The 22,309-nt window shown below is 62.3% G+C and carries 21 protein-coding genes; 16 read left to right on the top strand and 5 right to left on the bottom strand.

Annotation, left to right across the window (positions count from 1 at the left end; translation table 11 throughout):
* Nucleotides 1–9 precede the first annotated feature (9 nt).
* On the bottom strand, nucleotides 10–600 hold the full coding sequence (locus tag D109_RS0102070; protein WP_177025998.1) for a helix-turn-helix domain-containing protein: 591 nt from the start codon (nucleotides 598–600) through the stop codon (nucleotides 10–12).
* Nucleotides 576–2,531, bottom strand: a complete 1,956-nt coding sequence (locus tag D109_RS0102065; RefSeq protein ID WP_017475438.1) for an FAD-dependent oxidoreductase — start codon at nucleotides 2,529–2,531, stop codon at nucleotides 576–578. Before D109_RS0102065 ends, D109_RS0102070 begins: the two co-directional genes overlap by 25 nt.
* A 131-nt stretch (nucleotides 2,532–2,662) precedes the next feature.
* On the opposite strand from D109_RS0102065, the gene D109_RS0102060 reads away from it, so the two are divergent.
* The 11 genes from D109_RS0102060 (at nucleotide 2,663) to D109_RS0102010 (ending at nucleotide 15,875) form a co-directional block, all read left to right on the top strand.
* Nucleotides 2,663–3,421 carry a class II aldolase/adducin family protein gene (locus tag D109_RS0102060; protein ID WP_017475437.1) on the top strand — a complete coding sequence of 253 codons (759 nt, stop codon included), beginning with the start codon at nucleotides 2,663–2,665 and terminating at the stop codon, nucleotides 3,419–3,421.
* Nucleotides 3,422–3,462: 41 nt separating this feature from the next.
* Nucleotides 3,463–4,101 (top strand): TetR family transcriptional regulator C-terminal domain-containing protein, encoded by a 639-nt coding sequence (locus tag D109_RS0102055; RefSeq protein ID WP_017475436.1) that lies wholly within the window; start codon nucleotides 3,463–3,465, stop codon nucleotides 4,099–4,101.
* A 154-nt stretch (nucleotides 4,102–4,255) separates the two neighbouring features.
* A complete protein-coding gene (locus D109_RS0102050; RefSeq protein WP_017475435.1) occupies nucleotides 4,256–5,047 on the top strand; it encodes an enoyl-CoA hydratase/isomerase family protein in 792 nt (263 codons plus the stop codon).
* Nucleotides 5,048–5,089: 42 nt separating this feature from the next.
* The gene (locus D109_RS0102045) at nucleotides 5,090–6,250 is read left to right on the top strand and encodes an acyl-CoA dehydrogenase family protein (RefSeq protein ID WP_017475434.1); all 1,161 of its coding nucleotides are present in this window, start codon (nucleotides 5,090–5,092) and stop codon (nucleotides 6,248–6,250) included.
* Between the two features lie 18 nt (nucleotides 6,251–6,268).
* Nucleotides 6,269–8,368 carry an acetate--CoA ligase family protein gene (locus D109_RS0102040; RefSeq protein WP_017475433.1) on the top strand — a complete coding sequence of 700 codons (2,100 nt, stop codon included), beginning with the start codon at nucleotides 6,269–6,271 and terminating at the stop codon, nucleotides 8,366–8,368.
* An 11-nt stretch (nucleotides 8,369–8,379) separates the two neighbouring features.
* Nucleotides 8,380–9,990, top strand: a complete 1,611-nt coding sequence (locus D109_RS0102035) for a 5-guanidino-2-oxopentanoate decarboxylase (RefSeq protein WP_017475432.1) — start codon at nucleotides 8,380–8,382, stop codon at nucleotides 9,988–9,990.
* Nucleotides 9,991–10,002: 12 nt separating this feature from the next.
* Entirely contained in the window at nucleotides 10,003–11,589 is a 1,587-nt protein-coding gene (locus D109_RS0102030; protein ID WP_017475431.1) for an ABC transporter substrate-binding protein, read from the top strand.
* Nucleotides 11,590–11,754: 165 nt separating this feature from the next.
* The gene (locus D109_RS1000000133575; RefSeq protein WP_017475430.1) at nucleotides 11,755–12,714 is read left to right on the top strand and encodes an ABC transporter permease; all 960 of its coding nucleotides are present in this window, start codon (nucleotides 11,755–11,757) and stop codon (nucleotides 12,712–12,714) included.
* Between the two features lie 3 nt (nucleotides 12,715–12,717).
* The gene (locus D109_RS1000000133570; protein WP_026077725.1) at nucleotides 12,718–13,545 is read left to right on the top strand and encodes an ABC transporter permease; all 828 of its coding nucleotides are present in this window, start codon (nucleotides 12,718–12,720) and stop codon (nucleotides 13,543–13,545) included.
* Nucleotides 13,546–13,547: 2 nt separating this feature from the next.
* Nucleotides 13,548–15,167, top strand: coding sequence for an ABC transporter ATP-binding protein (locus D109_RS0102015; protein WP_017475428.1), 1,620 nt, complete (start codon nucleotides 13,548–13,550; stop codon nucleotides 15,165–15,167).
* A gap of 9 nt (nucleotides 15,168–15,176) precedes the next feature.
* A complete protein-coding gene (locus D109_RS0102010; protein ID WP_017475427.1) occupies nucleotides 15,177–15,875 on the top strand; it encodes an NAD(P)H-dependent oxidoreductase in 699 nt (232 codons plus the stop codon).
* 124 nt (nucleotides 15,876–15,999) lie between these two features.
* Here D109_RS0102010 and D109_RS0102005 read toward each other — a convergent pair whose 3' ends face one another.
* Nucleotides 16,000–17,076, bottom strand: a complete 1,077-nt coding sequence (locus tag D109_RS0102005) for a 3-deoxy-7-phosphoheptulonate synthase (protein WP_017475426.1) — start codon at nucleotides 17,074–17,076, stop codon at nucleotides 16,000–16,002.
* 339 nt (nucleotides 17,077–17,415) lie between these two features.
* On the bottom strand, nucleotides 17,416–17,550 hold the full coding sequence (locus D109_RS1000000134785; RefSeq protein ID WP_017475425.1) for a hypothetical protein: 135 nt from the start codon (nucleotides 17,548–17,550) through the stop codon (nucleotides 17,416–17,418).
* A gap of 146 nt (nucleotides 17,551–17,696) precedes the next feature.
* Between D109_RS1000000134785 and D109_RS0101995 the strand changes: the two genes are divergently transcribed.
* Both D109_RS0101995 and D109_RS0101990 read left to right on the top strand, forming a co-directional pair.
* Entirely contained in the window at nucleotides 17,697–18,449 is a 753-nt protein-coding gene (locus D109_RS0101995; protein WP_017475424.1) for a carbon-nitrogen hydrolase family protein, read from the top strand.
* Nucleotides 18,450–18,462: 13 nt separating this feature from the next.
* A complete protein-coding gene (locus tag D109_RS0101990) occupies nucleotides 18,463–18,897 on the top strand; it encodes a GNAT family N-acetyltransferase (RefSeq protein ID WP_017475423.1) in 435 nt (144 codons plus the stop codon).
* Nucleotides 18,898–18,961: 64 nt separating this feature from the next.
* Here D109_RS0101990 and D109_RS0101985 read toward each other — a convergent pair whose 3' ends face one another.
* The gene (locus D109_RS0101985) at nucleotides 18,962–19,201 is read right to left on the bottom strand and encodes a DNA-binding protein (RefSeq protein ID WP_003208935.1); all 240 of its coding nucleotides are present in this window, start codon (nucleotides 19,199–19,201) and stop codon (nucleotides 18,962–18,964) included.
* A gap of 81 nt (nucleotides 19,202–19,282) precedes the next feature.
* Between D109_RS0101985 and D109_RS0101980 the strand changes: the two genes are divergently transcribed.
* From D109_RS0101980 to uvrC, 3 genes are all read left to right on the top strand, one after another.
* A complete protein-coding gene (locus D109_RS0101980; protein WP_026077724.1) occupies nucleotides 19,283–19,648 on the top strand; it encodes a helix-turn-helix domain-containing protein in 366 nt (121 codons plus the stop codon).
* A gap of 151 nt (nucleotides 19,649–19,799) precedes the next feature.
* Nucleotides 19,800–20,441 carry a UvrY/SirA/GacA family response regulator transcription factor gene (uvrY, locus tag D109_RS0101975; RefSeq protein WP_008436066.1) on the top strand — a complete coding sequence of 214 codons (642 nt, stop codon included), beginning with the start codon at nucleotides 19,800–19,802 and terminating at the stop codon, nucleotides 20,439–20,441.
* 1 nt (nucleotide 20,442) lies between these two features.
* Complete coding sequence (gene uvrC / locus D109_RS0101970; RefSeq protein WP_026077723.1) at nucleotides 20,443–22,281, top strand: excinuclease ABC subunit UvrC; 1,839 nt, start codon at nucleotides 20,443–20,445, stop codon at nucleotides 22,279–22,281.
* The last annotated feature ends 28 nt before the right edge of the window (nucleotides 22,282–22,309 follow it).

Genomic DNA, 22,309 nt, shown 5'->3' with positions numbered 1-22,309 from the left:
ACCAACGGTCTAAAACGTCGGCGGCGTAATCACCCAAATCACCACCGCATCCACCTTTCCGGGGTTGCCGTACCGATGGGGCTCGCTGCTGGAGAAGCTGAAACTGTCCCCTTCAGCCAGCTGAAAATGCCGCTCGCCCACCCATAACTCAAACGTTCCGCTCAACACATAACCCGCCTCTTCACCCTCATGGCTATAGCTCTGCTGGCTGTAGGTGCCCGGTGGAAAGCGCGAGTGCAGCATCTCCAATTGATGATTGGGCAGGGGCGTCAGCAACTGGTCGACGATCCCGTCCTCATAGTGAATGCTCTGGCGATTGTTCCTGCGCACCACAAAACCTTCATCCTCCGCTGCCGGCGTGGTCTCGCTGGCAAAAAACCACTGGATCGTCACCCCCAGGCTGCGGGCGATGTTGAACAGGGCCGGGATCGACGGGTAGGCGAGGTTGCGTTCCAGTTGGCTGATATAGCCGGCCGTCAATTCGCTCATCTGCGCCAATTCGGTAAGCGTCATGCCCCGGGCCTTGCGCAAGCCACGGATGCGGGTGCCGAGAAACAGCTGTGGCGGTTGGTCGTTCAAATGTCCCACGCTACCTTCAATCCTTCATAAATCGCCTCTTCGGCGGTACGCGGCGCCAGGCAATCGCCGATGCGCCTGAACGCCACCAGGCCTTCCAGTTCTGCGCCCAGAGTGTCCACCGGCTGGTGACCCTGGCACAACACCAGGGTGTCGATATTTTCCAGCAGCATCGGCTCGCCACTGGCGGTGTGCTGCAGGTAGACGGTGGTGTCGTCGCAGCCGTACAAACGAGCGTAAGGGATGATGGGAATGCCCAGCCGGTGCAGTTCACCGGCCAGTTGGTCACGCACGTACAACGGCAGGTTTTCCCCGCAATGGGTGCCGTTTACTGCCAGATGCACCTGATGGCCGGCGCGGGTGAGGCGCTCGGCAATGCCCGGGCCGATCCAGTCGCAACGCCAGTCCACCACCACCACCGAACGGCCCAACGGGACCTCGTCGCGCAGCACTTGCCAGGCGTCCACCACCTGTAATTCGCCGCCGCGTTCGAAGGCCGGCCAGTAGGGCTCGGCGCCGGTGGCAATGATCACCAGCTCGGGTTGTTCGCGCTCCACCAAGGCACGGTCGACGCGGGTATTGCGCACCACGCGAACCCCGGCCAGTTCCATCTCGCGCTGCAGGTTGGTACTGGCGCCGCCGAACTCGCTGCGCCGTGGCAGTAACTGTGCGAGAAGCACCTGGCCGCCCAGTTGAGCGCTGGCTTCATACAAGGTCACCTCATGCCCGCGTTGCGCCGCCACGGCCGCGGCTTTCATCCCTGCCGGGCCACCGCCGGCGACCATCATCCGCTTGCGTCGCAATGCCGGTTGCAACTGGCCAAACTGCAATTCGCGGCCGGTCTCGGGATGCTGGATGCAGGAGATCGGCAAGCCTTTGTGGAAGTGGCCGATGCAGGCCTGATTGCAGGCGATGCACGCCCGTACATCCTCGGCCTGGCCGCTTGAGGTTTTGGCCGGCATTCGCGGGTCGCAGATCAGCGCGCGGGTCATGCCGCACACATCGGCCTGGCCGCGCTGCAGCATCAGCTCGGCCTCCTGGGGCTGGTTGATGCGCCCGGTGACGAACAATGGAATCGACAGGCTGGCCTTGAACGTTGCGGCTTCTGTCGCCAGGTACGCCGGGGCAATGGCCATGGGCGGCACGATATGGATCGCGCCGCCGAGGGAGGCCGAGGTGCCGGCGACGATGTGCACATAATCCAGCTGTGATTGCAGCTGTTGCACGGCCGCCAGGGAGTCCTCTTCCGTCAGGCCTTCGGGGTCGCGCTCATCCGCGGAAATGCGCAGGCCGATGATGAACTGTTCGTCGGTTTCAGCCCGTACTACGGCGATGATTTCCCGCAGGAAACGCAAGCGTTGTTCAAGCTTGCCGTTGTAGCCATCGGTGCGGCGATTTACCCGTGGATTAAGAAATTGCGCCGGCAGATACCCATGGCTGGCGACCACTTCCACGCCGTCAATCCCCGCCTGATGCAGGCGCCTCGCCGCCGCACCGTAGCCGGCCACAATCTCGTCAATCATCGACTGGTCAAGGGCGCGCGGCATCACCCGGAACCGCTCGTTGGGCACCCCTGACGCCGAGTAAGCCACCGCCAGCAAGCCATCGGCCGATTCCATGATTTCCCGCCCCGGATGAAAAATCTGCGACAGCACCACGGTGCCGTGGGCATGGCAGGTCTCGGCCAGTTGGCGGTAGCCGTCGATGCAGCTGTCATCGGTGGCCATCAGCACATGGGAGGTGTAGCGGGCGCTGTCATGCACCCCGGCTACCTGCAACACAATCAGCCCGACACCGCCTTCGGCACGTGCCCGGTGGTAGGCGATCAACTGCTCGTTGACCCGGTTGTCGGTGGGCATCGAGGTGTCGTGCCCACTGGACATGATGCGGTTTTTCAGGCGTTTGCCGCGCAGCGTCAACGGTTCAAAAAGATACGGAAAGGCATGGGGCGACATGGTGCGGATACTCCAGGCGCTGTTGTTATTATTTTTCTATAGGAGGTCAGCCTCAGTAAAAAATCAACTTGTTTTTTTACTGGCGACTGGATTAGCGTCAGCCACATCAACCACCCGCCTGGAGAATAAAAATGCCTGGGGCCACCGAACGACAGCTGCGTGAAGAGCTTGCTGCCTGCTACCGGCTGATCGCGCACTTTCACATGAGCGACCTGATCTTCACCCATATCTCAGTGCGCATCCCCGGGCCTGAAAACCACTTTTTGATCAACCCCTATGGGCTGATGTTCGAGGAGATCACCGCGTCCAGCCTGGTGAAAATCGGCCTGGACGGGCGTGCGGTCGAGGCTTCGGCCCATGGCGTCAACCCGGCGGGGTTTGTGATTCACAGCGCGATTCACGGCGCCCGCGAAGACGCCCAGTGCGTGCTGCACACCCACACCCGCGCCGGTTGTGCGGTGGCGGCACTGGAGTGCGGGCTGTTGCCGGTGAACCAGATTTCCATGGAGTTCTACGGCAAGGTCGCCTATCACGACTACGAAGGCGTGGCGCTGGACATGGACGAGCAGCAGCGACTGGTGCGTGACCTCGGTGACAAGCCGGTGTTGATGCTGCGCAACCATGGTTTGTTGACGGTGGGGGAGACGGTCAGCCAGGCGTTCCTGCGCATGTACTACCTGGAGAAGGCCTGCGATATCCAGATCGCCGCCCAGGCGTGCGGCAAGCTGATCCTGCCACCTGCCGATGTGTGCGAATACACCGAGCGGCAGTTCAATGAGCCAGGCCGGCCACTGGAAGAGGGCGAGCTGGCAGACCCGGACGCCATGCAGCTGGCATGGGCGGCATTGCTGCGGTTACTGGATCGGGTGTCGCCGGGGTTCCGGGAGTGAGGTAGAGTCGTCCAGCCGACTCAACCCAAGGACACCGCCTCATGACCCAGGAATCCCGTTTCTCCCGCATGGAACCGGAGTTGCGCAAGGCCAATCTGGTGCAGGCGACGTTGGCCTGCCTCAAGCGCGACGGCTTCCAGGGCGCGTCGATCCGCAAGATCAGCGCCGAGGCCGGGGTTTCGGTGGGGCTGATCAGTCATCACTATTCGGGCAAGGATGAACTGGTGGCCGAGGCCTATCGGTCTATCACCCGGCAGGTGATGGACTTGCTGCGTGACGCCATGGCCAAGGCGCCGCCCAGCCCGCGGGAGCGCCTGTCGGCGTTCTTTCGCGGCTCGTTTTCCCCCGAGTTGCTGGACCCGCAACTGCTGGATGCCTGGCTGGTGTTCTGGGGCGCGGTGAAGACGGCCCCGGCGATCAACCAGGCCCACGAACATTCCTATGGTGAGTACCGCACCATCATGCGCTCGGCCTTGGTGGACATGGCCGAGGAGGAGGGTTGGAAGCAGTTCGACGCCGACCTGGCGGCCATCGCCTTGAGCGCCTTGCTCGACGGTTTGTGGCTGGAATCGGGGCTCAACCCCGGCACCTTCACCCCGGAGCAGGGCATCCAGATCTGCGAAGCCTGGGTCGATGGCTTGCAGTCTGGCGGCCGCATGCGCTTCCAGATCAAACCCTGAACTGACGATTCCGCGCCGCCTGGACGCAATGTCCGGGCCGGCATTTTCCCCTCGAAAAATATTTGCCGTTACCCGATTGCCTCCTTACTGAACACTCGTTTAGTATCGCCCCATGTCGCACCCCTCAAGCCAATTAAAATAATTCGAGGATTCCATGACCACCGTTCCGTCCGTGCTCACTCAAGTGCAAGCAGGCGTTGCCTGGATCACCCTTAATCGCGGCGCCCAGCGCAACGCCCTGGACATCCCGACCCTCAAGCACCTGCATGGGGTGCTGGACGGTTTCAACAGTGACCCGGCCGTACGTGTGGTGGTGCTGACCGGCAGTGGTCGCAGCTTCTGCGCCGGTGCTGACCTGGCTGAATGGGCCGAGGCCGAAGCCCGTGGCGCCCTCGAAACCTATGGCTGGACCGAAACCGCCCACGCCCTGATGACCCGCCTGCACACCCTCGACAAACCCACACTCGCCGCCATCAACGGCACGGCCGTCGGCGCCGGCATGGACCTGACCCTGTGCTGCGACCTGCGTGTAGCCGCGCAATCGGCCCGCTTCAAGGCCGGCTACACCAGCATGGCCTACGCGCCGGACGCCGGTGCCAGCTGGCATCTGCCGCGCCTGATCGGCAGTGAACAGGCCAAGCGCCTGTTGTTCCTCGATGAGTTGTGGAGTGCCGACCGCGCCCTGGCCGCCGGCCTGGTGGGCGAAGTGGTCGCCGATGAGCAACTGCACGCCCACGTTACCGACCTGGCCACACGCCTGGCCAGCGGCCCGACCTTCGCCTTCGCCCAGACCAAAACCCTGATCCGCGAAGGCGCCGGGCGCAGCCTGCCCGAGCAGCTCCAGGCCGAACTCGCCGCCGGCTTGCTCTGCGGTCGCAGCGCCGACGGTGCTGAAGCCCTGCGTGCCTCGATGGAAAAGCGTCCCCCCCATTTCTCCGGCAACTGACTTCTCCTCAAAACACCCCTCGAACGATCGACAGGTAGCGCCATGAATTTCCAGCCCAGCCAAGAACAAGACATGTTGGTGGACGCGGTACGCAGTTTTGTTGCCAAGGAATTGTTGCCCCACGAGGAGGCGGTGGACCGCGCCGATGAAGTCTCGCCGGAGCTCGCCGCGCAGATCCGGGACAAGGCGATTGCCGCCGGGTTCTATGCCTTCAACATGCCGGAAGAGGTCGGCGGTGGCGGCCTGGATTATCTGTCCCAGGCGTTGATCGAGCGGGAGTTGTCGAAGGTGTCCTGGGCGCTGCATGTGTTTGTCGCCCGGCCCTCGAAAATCCTCATGGCCTGTACCGGCGCGCAGATTGGCGAGTACCTGTTGCCATGCGTGCAGGGCAAGAAGATCGATTGCTTTGCGCTCACCGAACCGGGTGCCGGTTCCGACGCCAACGCGATCAAGACCCGTGCTGTGCGCAGCGGCGATGACTTTGTACTCAACGGCAGCAAGCACTTCATCAGCCACGCCGGCCACGCGGATTTTGCCATCGTGTTTGCCGTCACCGACACCTACGAACACAACGGTCGCCAGCGCAACGCCGTGACCTCGTTCCTGGTGGACCGTGGCACGCCGGGCATGACCATTCGCCGAGGCCCCAAGTGCGTCAGCAACCGTGGCTACCACACCTATGAAATGTTCTTCGACGACTGTCGCGTGCCGGCCTCAAAAGTCCTCGGCGAAGTCGGCAAAGGCTGGGAGGTCGCCAACGCCTGGCTGACTGCAGGCCGGGTGATGGTGGCTGCCAATTGCGTCGGCCAGGCCCAGCGTGCGTTGGACGTGTCCCTGCAATGGGCGGCGGATCGCAAGCAGTTCGGCCAGCCCATCGGCACCTATCAAGGCATCTCGTTCAAGCTCGCCGACATGGCCACGCAAATCCGCGCGGCCGAACTGCTGACCCTGAACACCGCCTGGAAAATGGACCAGGGCACCATGACCGACGGCGAGGCCGGCATGGCCAAGCTGTTTGCCAGCGAAGTGCTGGGCAAGGTCGCCGACGAGGCCGTGCAGATTTACGGCGGCATGGGCTTGATGGACGAAGGGCCGGTGGAGCGCATCTGGCGCAACGCGCGGATCGAACGGATCTGGGAAGGCACTTCGGAAATCCAGCGCCACATCATTGCCCGCGAACTGTTGCGGCCGCTGTTGCGCTGATCGGGTCGGAGAACGCTTATGTCCCAGGCTATTCGCGACAATCTCAAGCGCCTGCTGGCGCCCCGTCACCTGGCATTCGTCGGCGGGCGCAGCATGGCCCGTGCCCTCAAGCGCTGCGCCGAAGGTGGTTTTGCCGGCCAGATGTGGCTGGTCAACCCGCAGCATGACAGCCTCGATGGCATTCCCTGCGTACGCCGCGTGGCCGACTTGCCGTGCGGCCCGGACGCGGTGTTTATTGCCACCAACCGCGAGCTGACCCTGACCTGTGTCGCCGAACTGGCGGCCATCGGCACCGGCGGTGCCATCTGCTATGCCTCCGGGTTTGCCGAAACCGGCGCCGAGGGCCAGGCCTTGCAGCAACAACTGCTCGAAGCGGCGGGCGAGATGGCGCTGCTGGGTCCCAATTGCTATGGCCTGCTGGATTACTTGCACAGCTCGGCACTGTGGCCGGTGGCCCATGGCGGCAAGCCGGTAGAGAAGGGCGTTGCGGTGCTGACCCAGAGCGGCAACTTCGCCTACAACCTGTCCATGAGCGACCGTTCGCTGCCGGTGGCCTATATGGCGTCGGTGGGCAACCAGGCACAATTGGGGGTTGCCGAGTTGATGGATGTGCTGCTCGACGAGCCACGCGTGACGGCCATCGGCTTGCACCTGGAAGGCTTGAAGAATGTGCCGGGGTTCGCCCGTGCGGCCCATAAGGCCCTGGAAAAAGGCATTCCGATCATCGCCCTGAAAACCGGCGTGTCGCAGATCGGCGCCGAGTTGGCCTTGAGTCATACCAGTTCGTTGTCGGGTTCTGATGCGCTGTATGACAGCCTGTTTGCGCGCCTGGGGGTGATCCGGGTCAGCGGCCCGGTGAGTTTTGTCGAGACCCTGAAAGCGGCGGCCTGCGGTAACTTGCCGGCGGGCAACAGCCTGATTGCCCTGGCCTGTTCCGGTGGCGATGCCGGGTTGATTGCCGACTACGCCGAGCGCAACGATTTAAGCCTGCCCAAACTCGATGAAGGCCAGCGTTCGGAACTGGCGCAGGTACTGCCGAGCTACGCCAACCTGGTCAACCCGCTGGATTTCACCACGGCCATCTGGGGCAACAGCGAAGCCCTTAATACCATGCTCGATACCGCACTGCGCACCGACGCGGATGCGGCGATGCTGGTGCTCGACTACCCGGCGGAATTTACCGGTGAGCGCAAGGAATGCGACCTGCTGCTGGAGCTGTTTTGCAGTGCGCTGACTCGCCACGGCAAGACCGGCTTTGTCACCTCGGCATTCCCCGAATTGTTGCCGGCTCACGCTCGCGAGCGCCTGCATGCGCAAGGTGTTGCGGCGTTGCAGGGCGTAGAAGATGCGCTGGCGGCCTGGGGCCGGATTGCCGACTATCAAAACAATCGCCGGGCGTTGTTGGCGCGGGGTGAGTCGATACTGGTGCCGCTGTGCCCACAAGCGCTTGAAGCACTTGGACAATCGCTGAACGAGTGGGACTCCAAGCAGGCGTTGCGGGCCTTCGGCCTGACCACGCCGGCCGGTGTCTTGAGTACGCCAGCGCGGGCTATCGCCGATGCCAAAGTGCTGGGCTACCCGCTGGTACTCAAGGCCGTCAGTGCCGATCTACCGCATAAAACCGAAGCGGGAGCCGTGGCGCTCAACCTGCAGGACGGCTTCGCCTTGACCGCCGCCCTGGCCCATATGCGTGAGCGGATTGCTGCCTACGCGCCGGGTGTACCTTTCGATCACCTGCTGTTGGAATCCATGGCCACGCCGCCGTTGGCCGAGCTGATTGTGGGCATCAAGCGCGAAAACGATTTCGGCCTGGCACTGGTGATCGGTGCGGGTGGAATCCTCGTGGAGTTGCTCAAGGACAGTCGCAGCCTGCTGCTGCCGACCACCGACGATGCGATCCGCAATGCCTTGCTCAGCCTGCGCAGCGCGGCATTGCTGCAAGGCTTTCGCGGGCGGGAAGTGGCCGACATGGAGGCGCTGGTGGCGGCGATTCGTGCGGTGGCCGACTACGCCTGCGCCAACGCCGGGCAGTTGCTGGAACTCGATGTAAACCCATTGCTGGTCAATGCCCGGGGCGCCACGGCGGTCGATGCATTGATCCGTCTCGCCCAGGTGTGAAGGAGATGACGATGCAAAGCAAAACCTTGACGGGCGGCCAGGCCCTGGTGCGATTGCTGGCCAACTATGGCGTCGACACCGTATTCGGGATTCCCGGCGTGCACACGCTGGAGCTGTATCGCGGCTTGCCCGGCAGTGGCGTTCGGCATGTGCTGACTCGTCACGAGCAGGGCGCCGGCTTTATGGCCGACGGTTATGCGCGGGTCAGCGGTAAGCCAGGCGTGTGTTTCATCATCACCGGGCCGGGGGTGACCAACGCCGCCACGGCGATCGGCCAGGCGTATGCCGACTCGATTCCGCTGCTGGTGATTTCCAGCGTCAACCACACCGCCAGCCTCGGCAAGGGGTGGGGTTGCCTGCATGAAACCCAGGACCAACGGGCGATGACCGCGCCCATCACCGCGTTTTCGGCAGTGGCGTTGAGTGCCGAGGATTTGCCGGAATTGATCGCGCGGGCCTACGCGGTGTTCGACAGTGAGCGACCACGGCCGGTGCATATTTCGGTGCCGCTGGATGTGCTGTCAGCGCCGATCAAGCGCGACTGGAGCAATGACGTGGTGCGCCGTCCCGGGCGAGGTCTGCCATCGGCTGAAAGCCTCGATCAGGCCGTGGCAAAACTGGCGGCGGCCAAGCGTCCGATGATCATTGCCGGTGGCGGCGCACTGTTGGCGGCCGAGGCCTTGCAGCGCTTGAGCACACAACTGGCGGCGCCGTTTTTCAGCAGTGTCGCCGGTAAGGGGTTGTTGCCGGTGGAGCATCCGTTGAACGCCGGTTCGACCTTGTGCATCGAGCCCGGCTGGCAGCTGATCGCCGAGGCGGATGTGGTGTTGGCCATCGGCACCGAAATGGCCGATACGGATTTTTGGCGTGAGCGCCTGCCGATTAACGGCGAGCTGCTGCGAGTGGATATCGACCCGCGCAAGTTCAACGATTTCTATCCTTGCGCTGTCGCGTTGCACGGTGATGCCCGGCAAACGACGCTGGCTTTGCTGGAACGCTTGCCAGCCACGCCGCGCAACGCGGATGCCGCCACCGCTGCGGTCGCGACGTTACGCCAGGCAGTCAGCAGCGGCCATGGTCCGTTGCAACGGATTCACCAGGCGATTCTCGACCGCGTCGCCGCCGAGTTGCCCACCAATGCCTTCATCAGCAGTGACATGACCCAACTGGCCTACACCGGTAACTACACCTTCCCCAGCAATGCCACCCGCAGTTGGCTGCATCCCACCGGCTACGGCACCTTGGGCTACGGCCTGCCGGCCGGTATCGGCGCCAAGTTCGGCGCGCCGGAGCGGCCCGGCCTGGTGCTGGTGGGCGACGGCGGCTTTCTCTACACCGCCCAGGAACTGGCCACAGCGGTGGAAGAACTGGACAGCCCGCTGGTGGTGTTGCTGTGGAACAACGACGCCCTGGGGCAGATTCGCGACGACATGCTGAACCTGGACATCGAACCCATCGGCGTACTGCCGCGCAACCCGGACTTCGCCGCCCTGGCGCGGGCGTTCGGCTGCACGGTCAGCGAGCCGCAGAACCTGGATGAGCTGCAGACGGATTTGCGTAACGGTTTCAAGCGCAACGGCGTGACCTTGATCGAGTTGAAGCATGCCTGTGTGAACCTTTAGAGGAGCAACACCATGAGCGAAAACAACAACAAAATGACTCAAGCGATGCACCGACGGGATTTCCTCAAACACAGCGCCGTAGCCGGTGCCGTGGCCGCCGCGTTTTCCATGGGCCTGCCGCTGCCGGCCTTCGCCGAAGAGGCCACGCCCAAGCCCGGCGGCGTGCTGCGCATGGGATTGGCCGGCGGCAGCACCACCGACTCCCGCGACCCGGGATCCTGGGTCGACACCTTCACCTTCGTCGGCTTTTCGGCGGTGTACAACACCCTCACGGAAATCGCGGTGGACGGCAGCGCCATCCCCGAATTGGCCGAGAGCTTTGAGTCGACGCCCGACGCGCGCATCTGGACCTTCAAGCTGCGCCAGGGCGTGACCTTCCATAACGGCAAAAGCCTGACCGCTGACGATGTGGTGGCCTCGATCAACCATCACCTGGCAGCCAACTCCACGTCGGCGGCCAAAACGGTAATCGGCGATGTGGCCAGTGTCAGCGCCAAGGGCAGCGATGCGGTGGTGTTCGAACTGCATTCGGGCAATGCCGATTTCGCCTATGTGGTCGCCGATTACCACCTGGTGATCATGCCCGCCAAGGACGGTGCCGCCGACTGGCAGGCCGGGATCGGCACCAGCGGCTATCGCCTGAAAAGTTTCGAGCCCGGCGTTCGCATGGACCTGGAGCGCAACCCGGATTACTGGAAGCCGGGCAGGGCGCACTTCGCCAGCGCCGAGCTGTTGGCGATTGCCGACGGCGCGGCGCGAGTCAACGCGCTGGTCACCGGGCAAGTGGACGTGATCAACAAGGTCGACCTGAAAACCGTGGCCCTGCTCAAGCGCAATCCCACGCTGGTCATCGAAGAAACCAAGGGCGCCCAGCACTACACCTTCCCGATGCTGTGCGACAGCAACGAGTTCAAGAACAACGACATTCGCCTGGCGATGAAGCATGGGATCAACCGCGAAACCCTGCTGGCCTCGGTGCTGCATGGCTATGGCCTGGTGGGCAACGACCATCCGATCCAACCCGGCAGCCGCTTTATCAACGCTGCCCTCGAGCAGCGTACCTACGATCCGGACAAGTCGCGGTTCTACCTGCGCAAGGCCGGCGTCGAGTCGCTGAAGGTGCGCCTGCAAGCTTCCGATGCCGCCTACACCGGCGCAGTGGACGCCTCGGTACTGTTCAAGGAACAGGCGCGTCAGGCCGGGATTGATATCGACGTGGTGCGCGAGCCGGCGGATGGGTACTTCTCCAACATCTGGATGAAGCAGCCGTTCACCACCTCGTTCTGGTACAGCAGCCTGACCGCCGACCGCATGTTCAGCATCGGCTACGCCAAAGGCGCGGCGTGGAACGAAACCCATTGGGATAACCCGCGCTTCAATCAGTTGCTCAACGCGGCGCGGGGCGAGATGAACGCGCCGCTGCGCCAGGAGATGTACAACGAAATGCAGAGCCTGTGCCGGGACGACGGCGGGGCGATTGTGCCGTTGTTCGCCAGCTCCGTGGCGGCCCGCTCGAACCGCATCAGCCATGGACCGCTGACGGCGCCGTATGGGGAACTGGATGGGTTGCGGCTGATCGAGCGCTGGTGGCAGGCGTGAAGATTTCAGAAACGCCACAAATCAAATGTGGGAGCGGGCTTGCTCGCGAATGCGGTGGATCAGTCTCTATCTGTATTGGCTGACACACCGCTTTCGCGAGCAAGCCCGCTCCCACATTGGTCCTGTGTCGCCTTCGAGAACATGCCCAACTCATGAGAACCGAACATGAATAGCCTATTCAAACTGGTACTCCAACGCCTCGCCCTTGGCCTGCTGTCGTTGTTCGCCGTCTCGGTGATCATCTTCCTGGCGGTCGGCATGCTCCCCGGTGATATCGCCCAGGCCATGCTCGGCCAGTCCGCCACGCCGGAAACCATCGCCGCGTTTCGCGCCCAACTGGGACTGGACCTGCCGCCCCTGAGCCGCTTCGTGCAATGGCTGCTGCGCCTGCTGCACGGCGACCTCGGCGCGTCCCTGGCCAACCAGCGGCCCATCGCCGAACTGATCGGCGCACGCCTGGGCAACACCCTGCGCCTGGCGGCATTGGCCGCGCTGGTTTCGGTGCCCCTGGCACTGGTGCTGGGCATGCTTGCCGCGCTGTACCGCAACAGTTGGTTCGACCGCCTGCTCAACACCTCGGCCCTGAGCGCGGTGTCGTTCCCGGAGTTCTTCGTCGCCTACCTGCTGATCCTGGTGTTTTCGGTCAAGCTCGGCTGGTTTCCCAGCCTGTCCAACCTGGCGCCGGACGCCTCATTCGGCACCATCCTCGAACGCTCGGTGCTGCCGGTGGCCACCCTGAGCCTGGTGGTGATTGCGCAGATGATGCGCATGACCCGCGCCTCGCTGATCAACCTGCTGGCCAGCCCGTATATCGAAATGGCCCGGCTCAAGGGCATCAGCCAGTCGCGGATTATCTGGCGCCACGCGTTGCCCAATGCCCTGGCGCCGATCGTCAATGTGATCGCGCTCAACCTCGCTTACCTGGTGGTGGGCGTGGTGGTGGTCGAAGTGGTGTTTGTCTATCCGGGCCTTGGCCAGTTGCTGGTGGACTCGGTGTCCAAGCGCGATATCCCGGTGGTGCAGGCGTGCAGCCTGATCTTTGCTGCCACCTACATCCTGCTCAACACCGGCGCCGATGTGCTGTCCATCGCCACTAACCCACGCCTGATGCATCCCAAGGGGTAGACCATGAGCCTTCTCACACAACTGGCCAGGGCGCCATTGAGCGCGAAGTTCGGCCTGCTGGTTATCGTGCTGCACGTGCTGGTGGCGTTATTTGCGCCGGTGCTCGCACCTTACGGGGAAACCCAGGTGGTGGGTGACGGGTTTGCGCCCTGGAGCGGCCAGTTCCTGCTGGGCACCGATAACCTCGGGCGGGATATGTTCAGCCGCCTGGTGTATGGCGCGCGCAACACCCTGGGCATCGCTTTTTTGACGACGGTGCTGGCGTTTTTACTGGGTGGCTTGAGCGGCTTGATTGCGGCGATCAAGGGCGGCTGGGTCGATCAGGGGTTGTCGCGGGTGGTGGACATCCTGATGGCGATCCCGCAACTGATCTTCGCCTTGCTGATCCTCAGCGTGGTGGGCACCAATGCCACCTCCCTGGTGCTGGTGATTGCACTGCTGGACTCGACCCGGGTGTTTCGCCTTTCCCGGGCTGTGGCGATGACCGTGGTGGTGCAGGATTTTGTTGAAGCCGCGCGCTTGCGCGGGGAAGGGCTGTGGTGGCTGGTCACCCGCGAAGTGCTGCCCAATGCCGCCGCGCCGCTGATTGCCGAATTCGGCCTGCGCTTTTGCTTCGTGTTTTTGTTTATCAGCGCGCTGTCGTTCCTTGGCCTGGGCATTCAACCGCCCACCGCCGATTGGGGCAGCATGGTCCGCGACAACGCGGTGCTGATTACCTTCGGCGACATCAGCCCATTGCTGCCGGCCCTGGCGGTGGCGTTGATCACCGTCAGCGTGAATTTTGTCGTCGACTGGATGCTGCATAAATCCAGCGGCCTGAAGGAGTGTTGAGGATGGACAAGCCATTGCTGGAAATCCGCAACCTGCAGATTGAAGGGCATTACGAAGACGCCTGGCATCCGTTGATCAAGGGCATCGATTTGACCTTGCAGCGGGGCGAGGTGTTGGGGTTGATTGGTGAGTCTGGCGCGGGTAAATCAACCCTGGGCCTGGCGGTCATGGGCTTTGCCCGCGACGGTTGCCGCATCACCGGTGGCTCGGTGTGCTTTGACGGCATTCAGCTGCTGCAGGCCAAACCCGAAGCCTTGCGCAAGCTTCGAGGACTGCGGATTGCCTACGTTGCGCAGAGCGCCGCCGCGTCGTTCAACCCGGCCCACCGGCTGATTGACCAGCATGTGGAAACCGCCGTGATCAATGGCGGTATCAGTCGCGCCCAGGCTGAACGGGATGCGGTGGAGTTGTACCGCGTGCTGCGCCTGCCCAATCCGGAAACCATCGGTCAACGGTATCCGCACCAGGTGTCCGGCGGGCAACTGCAACGGGTGATGACCGCCATGGCGATGGCCTGTCACCCGGACCTGATCATCTTCGACGAACCCACCACCGCTCTCGACGTCACCACCCAGATCGAAGTGCTGGCGGCGATTCGCGATGCGGTAAAAACCTTCGGCAGCGCCGCGCTGTATATCAGCCATGACCTGGCGGTGGTGGCACAGATGGCCGACCGCATCATGGTGCTGCGCCATGGCAAGCGGGTGGAGGAGGCCGAGACTCGCACCATGCTCAGTGCGCCGCAGCAGGACTACACCAAATCCCTGTGGGCGGTACGCAGTTTTCGCACCGAGCCCAAGGCCTGTCCGCAGCAGCAGGTGCCGTTGCTGGAAGTGCGTCAGGTGTGCGCCAGCTACGGGCATCAGCCGGTGCTGCATGACGTGTCGATAAGCTTGCATCGCGGCCAGACGTTGGCGGTGATCGGTGAGTCCGGCAGCGGCAAAAGCTCCACCGCACGTGTGATTACCGGGTTGCTGCCGGCTACGGCGGGGCAGGTGCTGTATGACGGTGAAGCGTTGCCGGCGGACTTTCGTCGGCGCAGCAAGGAGCAGTTGCGGCGGATCCAGATGATCTACCAGATTCCCGATACCGCGCTGAACCCGCGCCAGCGCATCGTCGACATCATCGGCCGGCCGCTGACCTTCTACCTCGGCCTCAAGGGCAAGGCCATGCGCGCCCGGGTCGCCGAGTTGCTGGAGATGATCGAGCTGGACCCGGCCACGTTCATGGAGCGTCAGCCCCGAGAACTGTCCGGCGGCCAGAAGCAACGGATCTGCATCGCTCGCGCCCTGGCGGCCGACCCACAGCTGATCATCTGCGACGAAGTGACCTCGGCCCTGGATCAGTTGGTCGCCGAGGGCGTGCTGAAACTGCTCAACCGAATCCAGCAGCAGTTGGGCGTGGCCTACCTGTTCATCACCCATGACGTGGCCACGGTGCGCGCCATCGCCGACGAAGTGGTGGTGATGCAGCGGGGGCGGGTGGTGGACCAGGGCAGCCGCAGCGCGATCTTCACCCCGCCGTATCAGGACTACACCGGCCTGCTGTTTTCATCGGAGCCGGAAATGGACCCCAACTGGCTCGACCATTTGCTGGCCGAACGGGCCGCGCTTACTTCTTGAGGAGTTTTTATGAAGGTGTTGATTGTCCATGCCCATCCCGAGCCGCAGTCGTTTACTGCGGCCTTGCGTGACCAGGCGATCACTACCCTGCAAGCGCAGGGGCATGAGGTGCAGGTCAGTGATTTGTACGCGATGCACTGGAATCCCGTCGCCAGCGCCTCGGACTTCACCTCGCGGGAAAACCCCGAGTACCTGGTGTATGCCCTGGAGCAGCGCCTGGGGGTGAAAAGCCAATCCATCGCGGCGGATATCCAGCAGGAGTTGGACAAACTGCTGTGGGCCGATCTGTTGATCCTCAACTTCCCGATCTTCTGGTTCTCGGCGCCGGCGATGCTCAAGGGCTGGATTGACCGGGTGCTGGTGTCGGGCGTGTGTTACGGCGGCAAGCGGTTTTATGATCAGGGCGGGCTCGCGGGCAAGAAAGCGCTGGTCACGGTGACCCTCGGCGGACGTGAGCATATGTTTGGCGAGGGCGCGATTCATGGACCATTGGAGGACATGCTGCGGCCGATCCTGCGTGGCACGCTGGCGTATGTCGGGTTTGAAGTGCTCGAGCCGTTTGTGGCGTGGCATGTGCCGTATATCAGCGCCGAGGCTCGGCAGGATTTTTTGCACCGTTACCAGCAGCGATTGGAAGGGCTGGCGGATGACCAGCCGTTGGTGTTTCCCAAGCTCGAGCAGTTTGATGAGGCGCTGTACCCACGTTAGTCAAGTAAGTGAAGATCCAGTGTGGGAGCGGGCTTGCTCGCGAAAGCGGTGTGCCAGTTGATGCATATGCTGGCTGAACCACCGCATTCGCGAGCAAGCCCGCTCCCACATTTGATCTTCATTGTCAGGCGGGATTGTGTGCCCGCAGCCGCTCGGCAGCACTGCGCAGCAACTGTTCGGTGCCATCCCAGCCCAGGCAGCCGTCGGTGATCGACACGCCGTATTTCATCGACGGGCTCAACGGCTGGCAGCCTTCGAACAGGTGGCTTTCGATCATCATGCCGATCAGCGAGGTGTCGCCCTGCAAGCGCTGCTCCAGCACGTCGTTGAACACCGCCGGTTGGCGCAGCGGGTCTTTGCCGCTGTTGGCGTGGCTGCAGTCGACCATGATCCGTGGCGCGACTTTGCTCTTGGCCAGGTCGGCGTGTACCTGGGCCACGCTCTGGCGATCGTAGTTCGGCCCGCGGTGGCCGCCGCGCAGTACCAGATGGGTATCGGGGTTGCCTGGGGTCTGGATGATTGCCGGATGGCCCTGGCTGTCGACGCCGAAGTGGCGGTGCGGGTGCGCGGCGGAACGCATGGCGTCACAGGCGATGGCGACGCCGCCGTCGGTGCCGTTCTTGAAGCCCACGGGCATGCCGAGGCCGCTGGCCATTTCGCGGTGGATCTGCGATTCGGTGGTGCGCGCGCCAATGGCGACCCAGCTCAGCAGGTCATCGAAGTAGCCGGCAGCCATCGGTTGCAGCAGCTCGGTGGCCACCGGCAGGCCCAGGCGCAGCATTTCACGCATCAGTTCCCGGGACAGGCTCAGGCCCGCGGCCATGTCGTCGCTGCCATCCAGGCGTGGGTCGTAGGCCAGGCCTTTCCAACCGATGGTGGTGCGGGGTTTTTCGACGTAGGCGCGGATCACCAGCAGCATCTGGTCACTGACTTCATGGGCCAGTTTTTTCAGGTTGCGCGCGTATTCCATGGCCGATTCCGGGTCGTGGATCGAGCACGGGCCGACGATCACCAGCAGGCGTGAGTCTTCGCCCTGGAGAATGGCGCGCACGGCTTGGCGATGGGCGTGGATCTGTTCGTTGAGGAATGGGCTCAGGGGCAGTTGGTGCTTGAGCTCAAGGGCACTGGGCAAACGCTGGGTCAGCGCTTCATTGGCGCAGGACAGGGTGGTAACAGGCAGAGCGGCGATCGAGGCGTTCATATTCGGGCTTCCTGGGCAAGCGGCGGGCTGTTCCCGCGCGCTCTGCCCTACTGGGGTGTTCGACAATTGGCCGTATTGGCTACGTGTGTTGGCTTGCCACCAATAGGTGACCGATCGGAGGCGGCAGGCTGTCCCGAACGGAGCTTGCTAAATCGCCAGGCGGTGGAGGTGTCGTAGCGGTAATAGGTGGCGTAGTTCATGTCGTGAGTCCTTTAAGTGTTCGGTGTGTGGCAAAAATAATTAAGGGCTGAAAAAACAAAACCCCCGGTCGGGGAGCCGACCGGGGGTTAGATTTCTCTGGTAGGCGACCCCTTGAGTAGTGGGCGCCGATTTCAGGTATCAGGCGCGCCAGTGGCTAAACCAATACCCAAAATAAAAGCTGACCAGTGCACTCAAACCGCTCACACGGGCAGCCACGACCGAGCGCTGGGCGCTGGCAGCAGGGCAAACCTGAATGTGGGTGAGTTGCAACATGGTGTGTCTCCAAATGATGGGGGGGAGCTTAACTGAGGCGAGCGGGTGGGTTCAATCAGTAATTTCTATTAAGTGTGGGTACTTACGGCTATGACCCCAGTGTCGATATGCTGCACGGACTTCACGATGATTGCCTGGATGCGACCATGACTGCCTTGACCATTGCTGCTGCCCAATCCATCTCAATTGCCGACGACGTGCCTGGAAATATCGCGCGTCACTTGGCATTCATGCGCACGGCGGCAGAGCATGGTGTGCAATTGCTGGTGTTTCCGGAACTGTCCCTGACGGGGTATGAACCAGCGTTGGCCGCCGGATTGGCGATTGCGCCTGACGATCAAGTATTGACGCCGCTGCGGGAGATGGCCCGTGAGTTGCGCATCACCGCGGTGGTGGGCATGCCGATTCGCCTGGGGGCCGCCAGTGAGGTGTTGATCGGCGTGCTGGTGCTGGGGCCGGATGGCTCGGTGGCGGTCTATACCAAGCAGCATCTGCATCCCGGTGAAGAAGCGGCCTTTGCTGCGGGGCAGGGCGGGGCCGTCCTTGAATGGGGTGGCGACCGGATTGCCCTGGCGATCTGTGCAGACTTCTCCCACCCCAGCCACCCACGGCAGGCAGCCGAAGCCGGGGCGAACATCTACGCAGCGGGTGTGTTGATCAGCGAAGGCGGCTACGCTCCCGATACGACGTTGCTCCAAGGCTACGCCGCCGAGCATCAAATGCTGGTGCTGATGGCCAATCACGGTGGCCCGACCGGTGGCTGGACGTGCGCCGGACGCAGTGCCATCTGGGGGGCTGGCGGCACTTTGATCGCAGCCGCCCCAGGTGTGGGCGATTCGTTGGTGATTGCACGTCGCAGCAGCGCTGGCCAATGGCACGGGGAACAGGTGGCGATTTAGGAGGCGCAGGCACATGGCGTTTCAACTACAGGCTGCAACCAGCCAGCACCTGGCCTTCGCCCGAACCCTGACCCATCAGGCCATGGGCAGCTATTATCGGCAGTACGACTTGTCTTGGTCCGATGCCGGGTTCGATACCGCCTGGGCGGGTCGGGAAAATTGGTTGATCTGTCGCGATGCCCAAGTGCTGGGTTTCATCAGTCTGAGTCGTGACCCAAAAGCGTTGTATATCCGCGAATTACACATCCTTGAGGCGTTTCGTCATCAAGGGGCTGGCGGCTGGGTTATCGAGCAGATGGTGTACAAGGCGCGCGCGGAAGGGCTGGGTCTTTTACGGTTGACCGTTTTCAAGACCAACCCGGCGCGACGACTGTATCAACGCAAGGGCCTGGAAATCGTAGATGCGGAGGATTGCTTCTGGCGCATGGAGCGCAATTGCCGGCCGTGATCAGGTGTGAGTACTGCCAATTTTGGGAAAACAGGCACTTGGTTTTAATAAGCGCATACTGACTTCAAGAAATGACTTCCTGATCTTGCCTTACGGTTTCGTCCTCAACCGGGATGATCCCGTCCTTCATGCCCAACAGGACCGCGACCTTGTGGGCTTCTCCCCGCCGTCCCTTTTTGCGCCCAGCGAGCACTTGATAAGTGGTTGCCGGGTCCACGCCATGTTCCCGGGCGAACGCTTGAACAGACTTACCTTGATGTTCAAGCCAAGCCTTGGCTTGTGCAGCAGTGCGAATACCGGGCATAGTTCAAAACCGTTCAAGTTTGTGTAAAACGAGATGAGTGTGTCACCTCTTGGGGTGTGCCAAATAGGATCATACATCCAAATGAGTGGAATCGGTTTCCGGTTAAGGCAAGAAAGAGAGCGACTTGGCCTGTCGCAGAAAACTTTTGGTGAAATAGGAGGTGTAGAAGCTAACGCACAGGGGAAATACGAAAATGGCGGCCGCGCGCCCAAGGCCGATTACTTGTCCCGCGTGGCAGAAAGAGGTGTCGATATCCTGTACGTGTTGACCGGCACGCCGACGCCGACCCAACTGGAAAACCTGAGCCAAACCGAAGAAAAAGTGCTGGGCAACTACCGTGCGATGTTCAAGGAAGACCAGGATGCAATCCATCGCCTGACTTCTACCCTGGCCGAGCATTCACTCTCCACCAATGGAAAAAACCGGTCATCGGCCCCGGATTCCTGACCTTTTACCCAGGAAATTGAGCCGCCCGCCACTCGGCGGCGGCCCGTTGTGCATTGAAACTCTATATATATGACGCTTGCGGCTAGGTCTGCGCCGTGGTTTTTTGCTAAGGTGTTCAGCAACCTATAAGACCATATCGCGAGGTGTCTGCTTGATTAGGGTGCTAGTAGTCGATGACCATGATCTCGTTCGTACAGGCATTACACGAATGCTGGCTGACATCGATGGCCTGCAAGTAGTCGGCCAGGCCGAGTCAGGGGAGGAATCCCTGATCAAGGCCCGGGAGTTGAAGCCCGATGTGGTTTTGATGGACGTCAAGATGCCTGGGATCGGCGGTCTTGGCGCCACTACAAAGTTGTTGCGCAGCCATCCGGATATCAAAGTCGTGGTAGTGACCGTGTGTGAGGAAGACCCTTTTCCTACACGGCTTCTACAGGCGGGCGCTGCCGGCTATCTGACAAAAGGTGCGGGACTGGCGGAAATGGTCCAGGCCATTCGGCTGGTGTTTGCCGGCCAACGCTACATCAGCCCGCAGATTGCCCAGCAGTTGGCGATCAAGTCGTTCCAGCCCACCAGCGACTCGCCGTTCGATGCGCTGTCGGAGCGGGAAATCCAGATCGCCTTGATGATTGTCGGCTGTCAAAAAGTCCAGTCGATCTCCGACAAGCTGTGCCTGTCGCCGAAAACCGTGAACACCTACCGTTATCGGATTTTCGAAAAGCTTTCCATCAGCAGTGATGTTGAATTGACCCTGCTGGCGGTACGCCACGGCATGGTAGACGCCAGCGCCTGAAATGACAGCCCCTGAAACTAAAGTGCTGTTCGATCCGAGTGCGTTCCTTGCAACCTGCAGTGGCCGTCCCGGCGTGTATCGCATGTTCGACAGCGAAGCGCGCCTGCTCTACGTCGGTAAAGCCAAGAACCTGAAGAGCCGCCTGGCGAGTTACTTCCGCAAGACCGGCCTGGCAACGAAGACGGCGGCACTGGTGGCGCGTATCGCCCAGGTGGAAACCACCATCACCGCCAATGAAACCGAGGCGCTGCTGCTTGAGCAGACGCTGATCAAGGAATGGCGGCCGCCCTATAACATCCTGCTGCGCGACGATAAGTCCTACCCGTACGTGTTTCTCTCGGACGGCGACTTTCCGCGCCTGAGCATCCATCGCGGTGCCAAGAAGCAGAAGGGCAAGTACTTCGGGCCGTACCCCAGCGCCGGCGCTATCCGCGAAAGCCTGAGCCTGTTGCAAAAGGCATTTTTCGTTCGCCAGTGCGAAGACAGTTTCTACAAGAACCGCAACCGTCCGTGCCTGCAGTACCAGATCAAACGCTGCAAGGCGCCGTGCGTGGGTCTGGTTGAGCCTGCGGAATACGCCGAGGACGTGCGTCACTCGGTGATGTTCCTCGAAGGCCGCAGCAACGCCCTGGCCGATGAACTGTCCGGCGCGATGGAGCAAGCGGCGAGCACCCTGGATTTCGAGCGCGCCGCCGAACTGCGCGACCAGATCTCCCTGCTGCGCCGCGTGCAGGACCAGCAAAGCATGGAAGGCGGCACCGGCGACGTCGACGTCATCGCCGCCTTCGTCAACCCGGGCGGCGCCTGTGTGCACCTGATCAGCGTGCGCGGCGGCCGGGTGCTGGGCAGCAAGAACTTTTTCCCCCAGACCGGTATAGAAGAGGAGGTCGCCGAAGTCATGGCGGCGTTCCTCGGCCAGTACTACGTCAGCAGCCCCGAGCGCGACCTGCCGAGCGAGCTGATCGTCAACGTGGTGCATGAGGACTTCCCGGCACTGATCGAGGCGATTCATGAATTGCGCGGCCGCGAGCTGGACATCAGCCACCGCGTACGCGGCACCCGGGCCCGCTGGCAGCAACTGGCCGTGACCAATGCCGAACAGGCCCTGGGCGCACGCTTGGCCAACCGCCAGCACGTCGCCGCGCGGTTTGACGCCTTGGCCGAAGTCCTCAATCTCGACGAGCCGCCCCAGCGCCTCGAGTGCTACGACATCAGCCATTCCAGCGGTGAAGCCACCGTGGCCTCCTGCGTGGTGTTCGGGCCAGAAGGACCGATCAAGTCCGACTACCGGCGCTACAACATCGAAGGCGTCACCCCGGGCGATGACTATGCCGCCATGCACCAGGCCCTGACCCGCCGCTTCAGCAAACTGAAGGAAGGCGAGGGCAAGCTGCCGGACATCCTCTTGGTGGACGGTGGCAAGGGCCAGTTGTCCATGGCCCGCGACGTGCTCAATGAACTGGCGGTGCCCGACCTGATCCTGCTCGGCGTGGCCAAGGGCGCCACCCGCAAGGCCGGTTTTGAAACCTTGTACTTGAATGATGCCGCCCATGAGTTCACTTTGAAGGGCGACTCCCCGGCGCTGCACCTTATCCAGCAGATCCGCGACGAAGCTCACCGTTTCGCCATCACCGGCCACCGTGCCCGACGTGGCAAAACCCGGCGCACCTCAACCCTGGAAGGGGTGGCAGGGGTCGGACCGACCCGGCGCCGGGACTTGTTGAAACATTTTGGTGGCTTGCAGGAGCTGTCCCGTGCCAGCATCGAAGAAATAGCCAAAGCTCCCGGTATCAGTAAAAAGCTCGCAGAGTTGATTTATGCAAATCTGCACAGCGAGTAGAATGCCTTCTCACCTCGTAGCCAGTTGT

The sequence above is a fragment of the Pseudomonas sp. PAMC 26793 genome (assembly GCF_000313235.1).
In the GTDB taxonomy this organism is placed as follows: domain Bacteria; phylum Pseudomonadota; class Gammaproteobacteria; order Pseudomonadales; family Pseudomonadaceae; genus Aquipseudomonas; species Aquipseudomonas yamanorum.
This window is presented reverse-complemented; position numbering and strand designations above follow the sequence as displayed.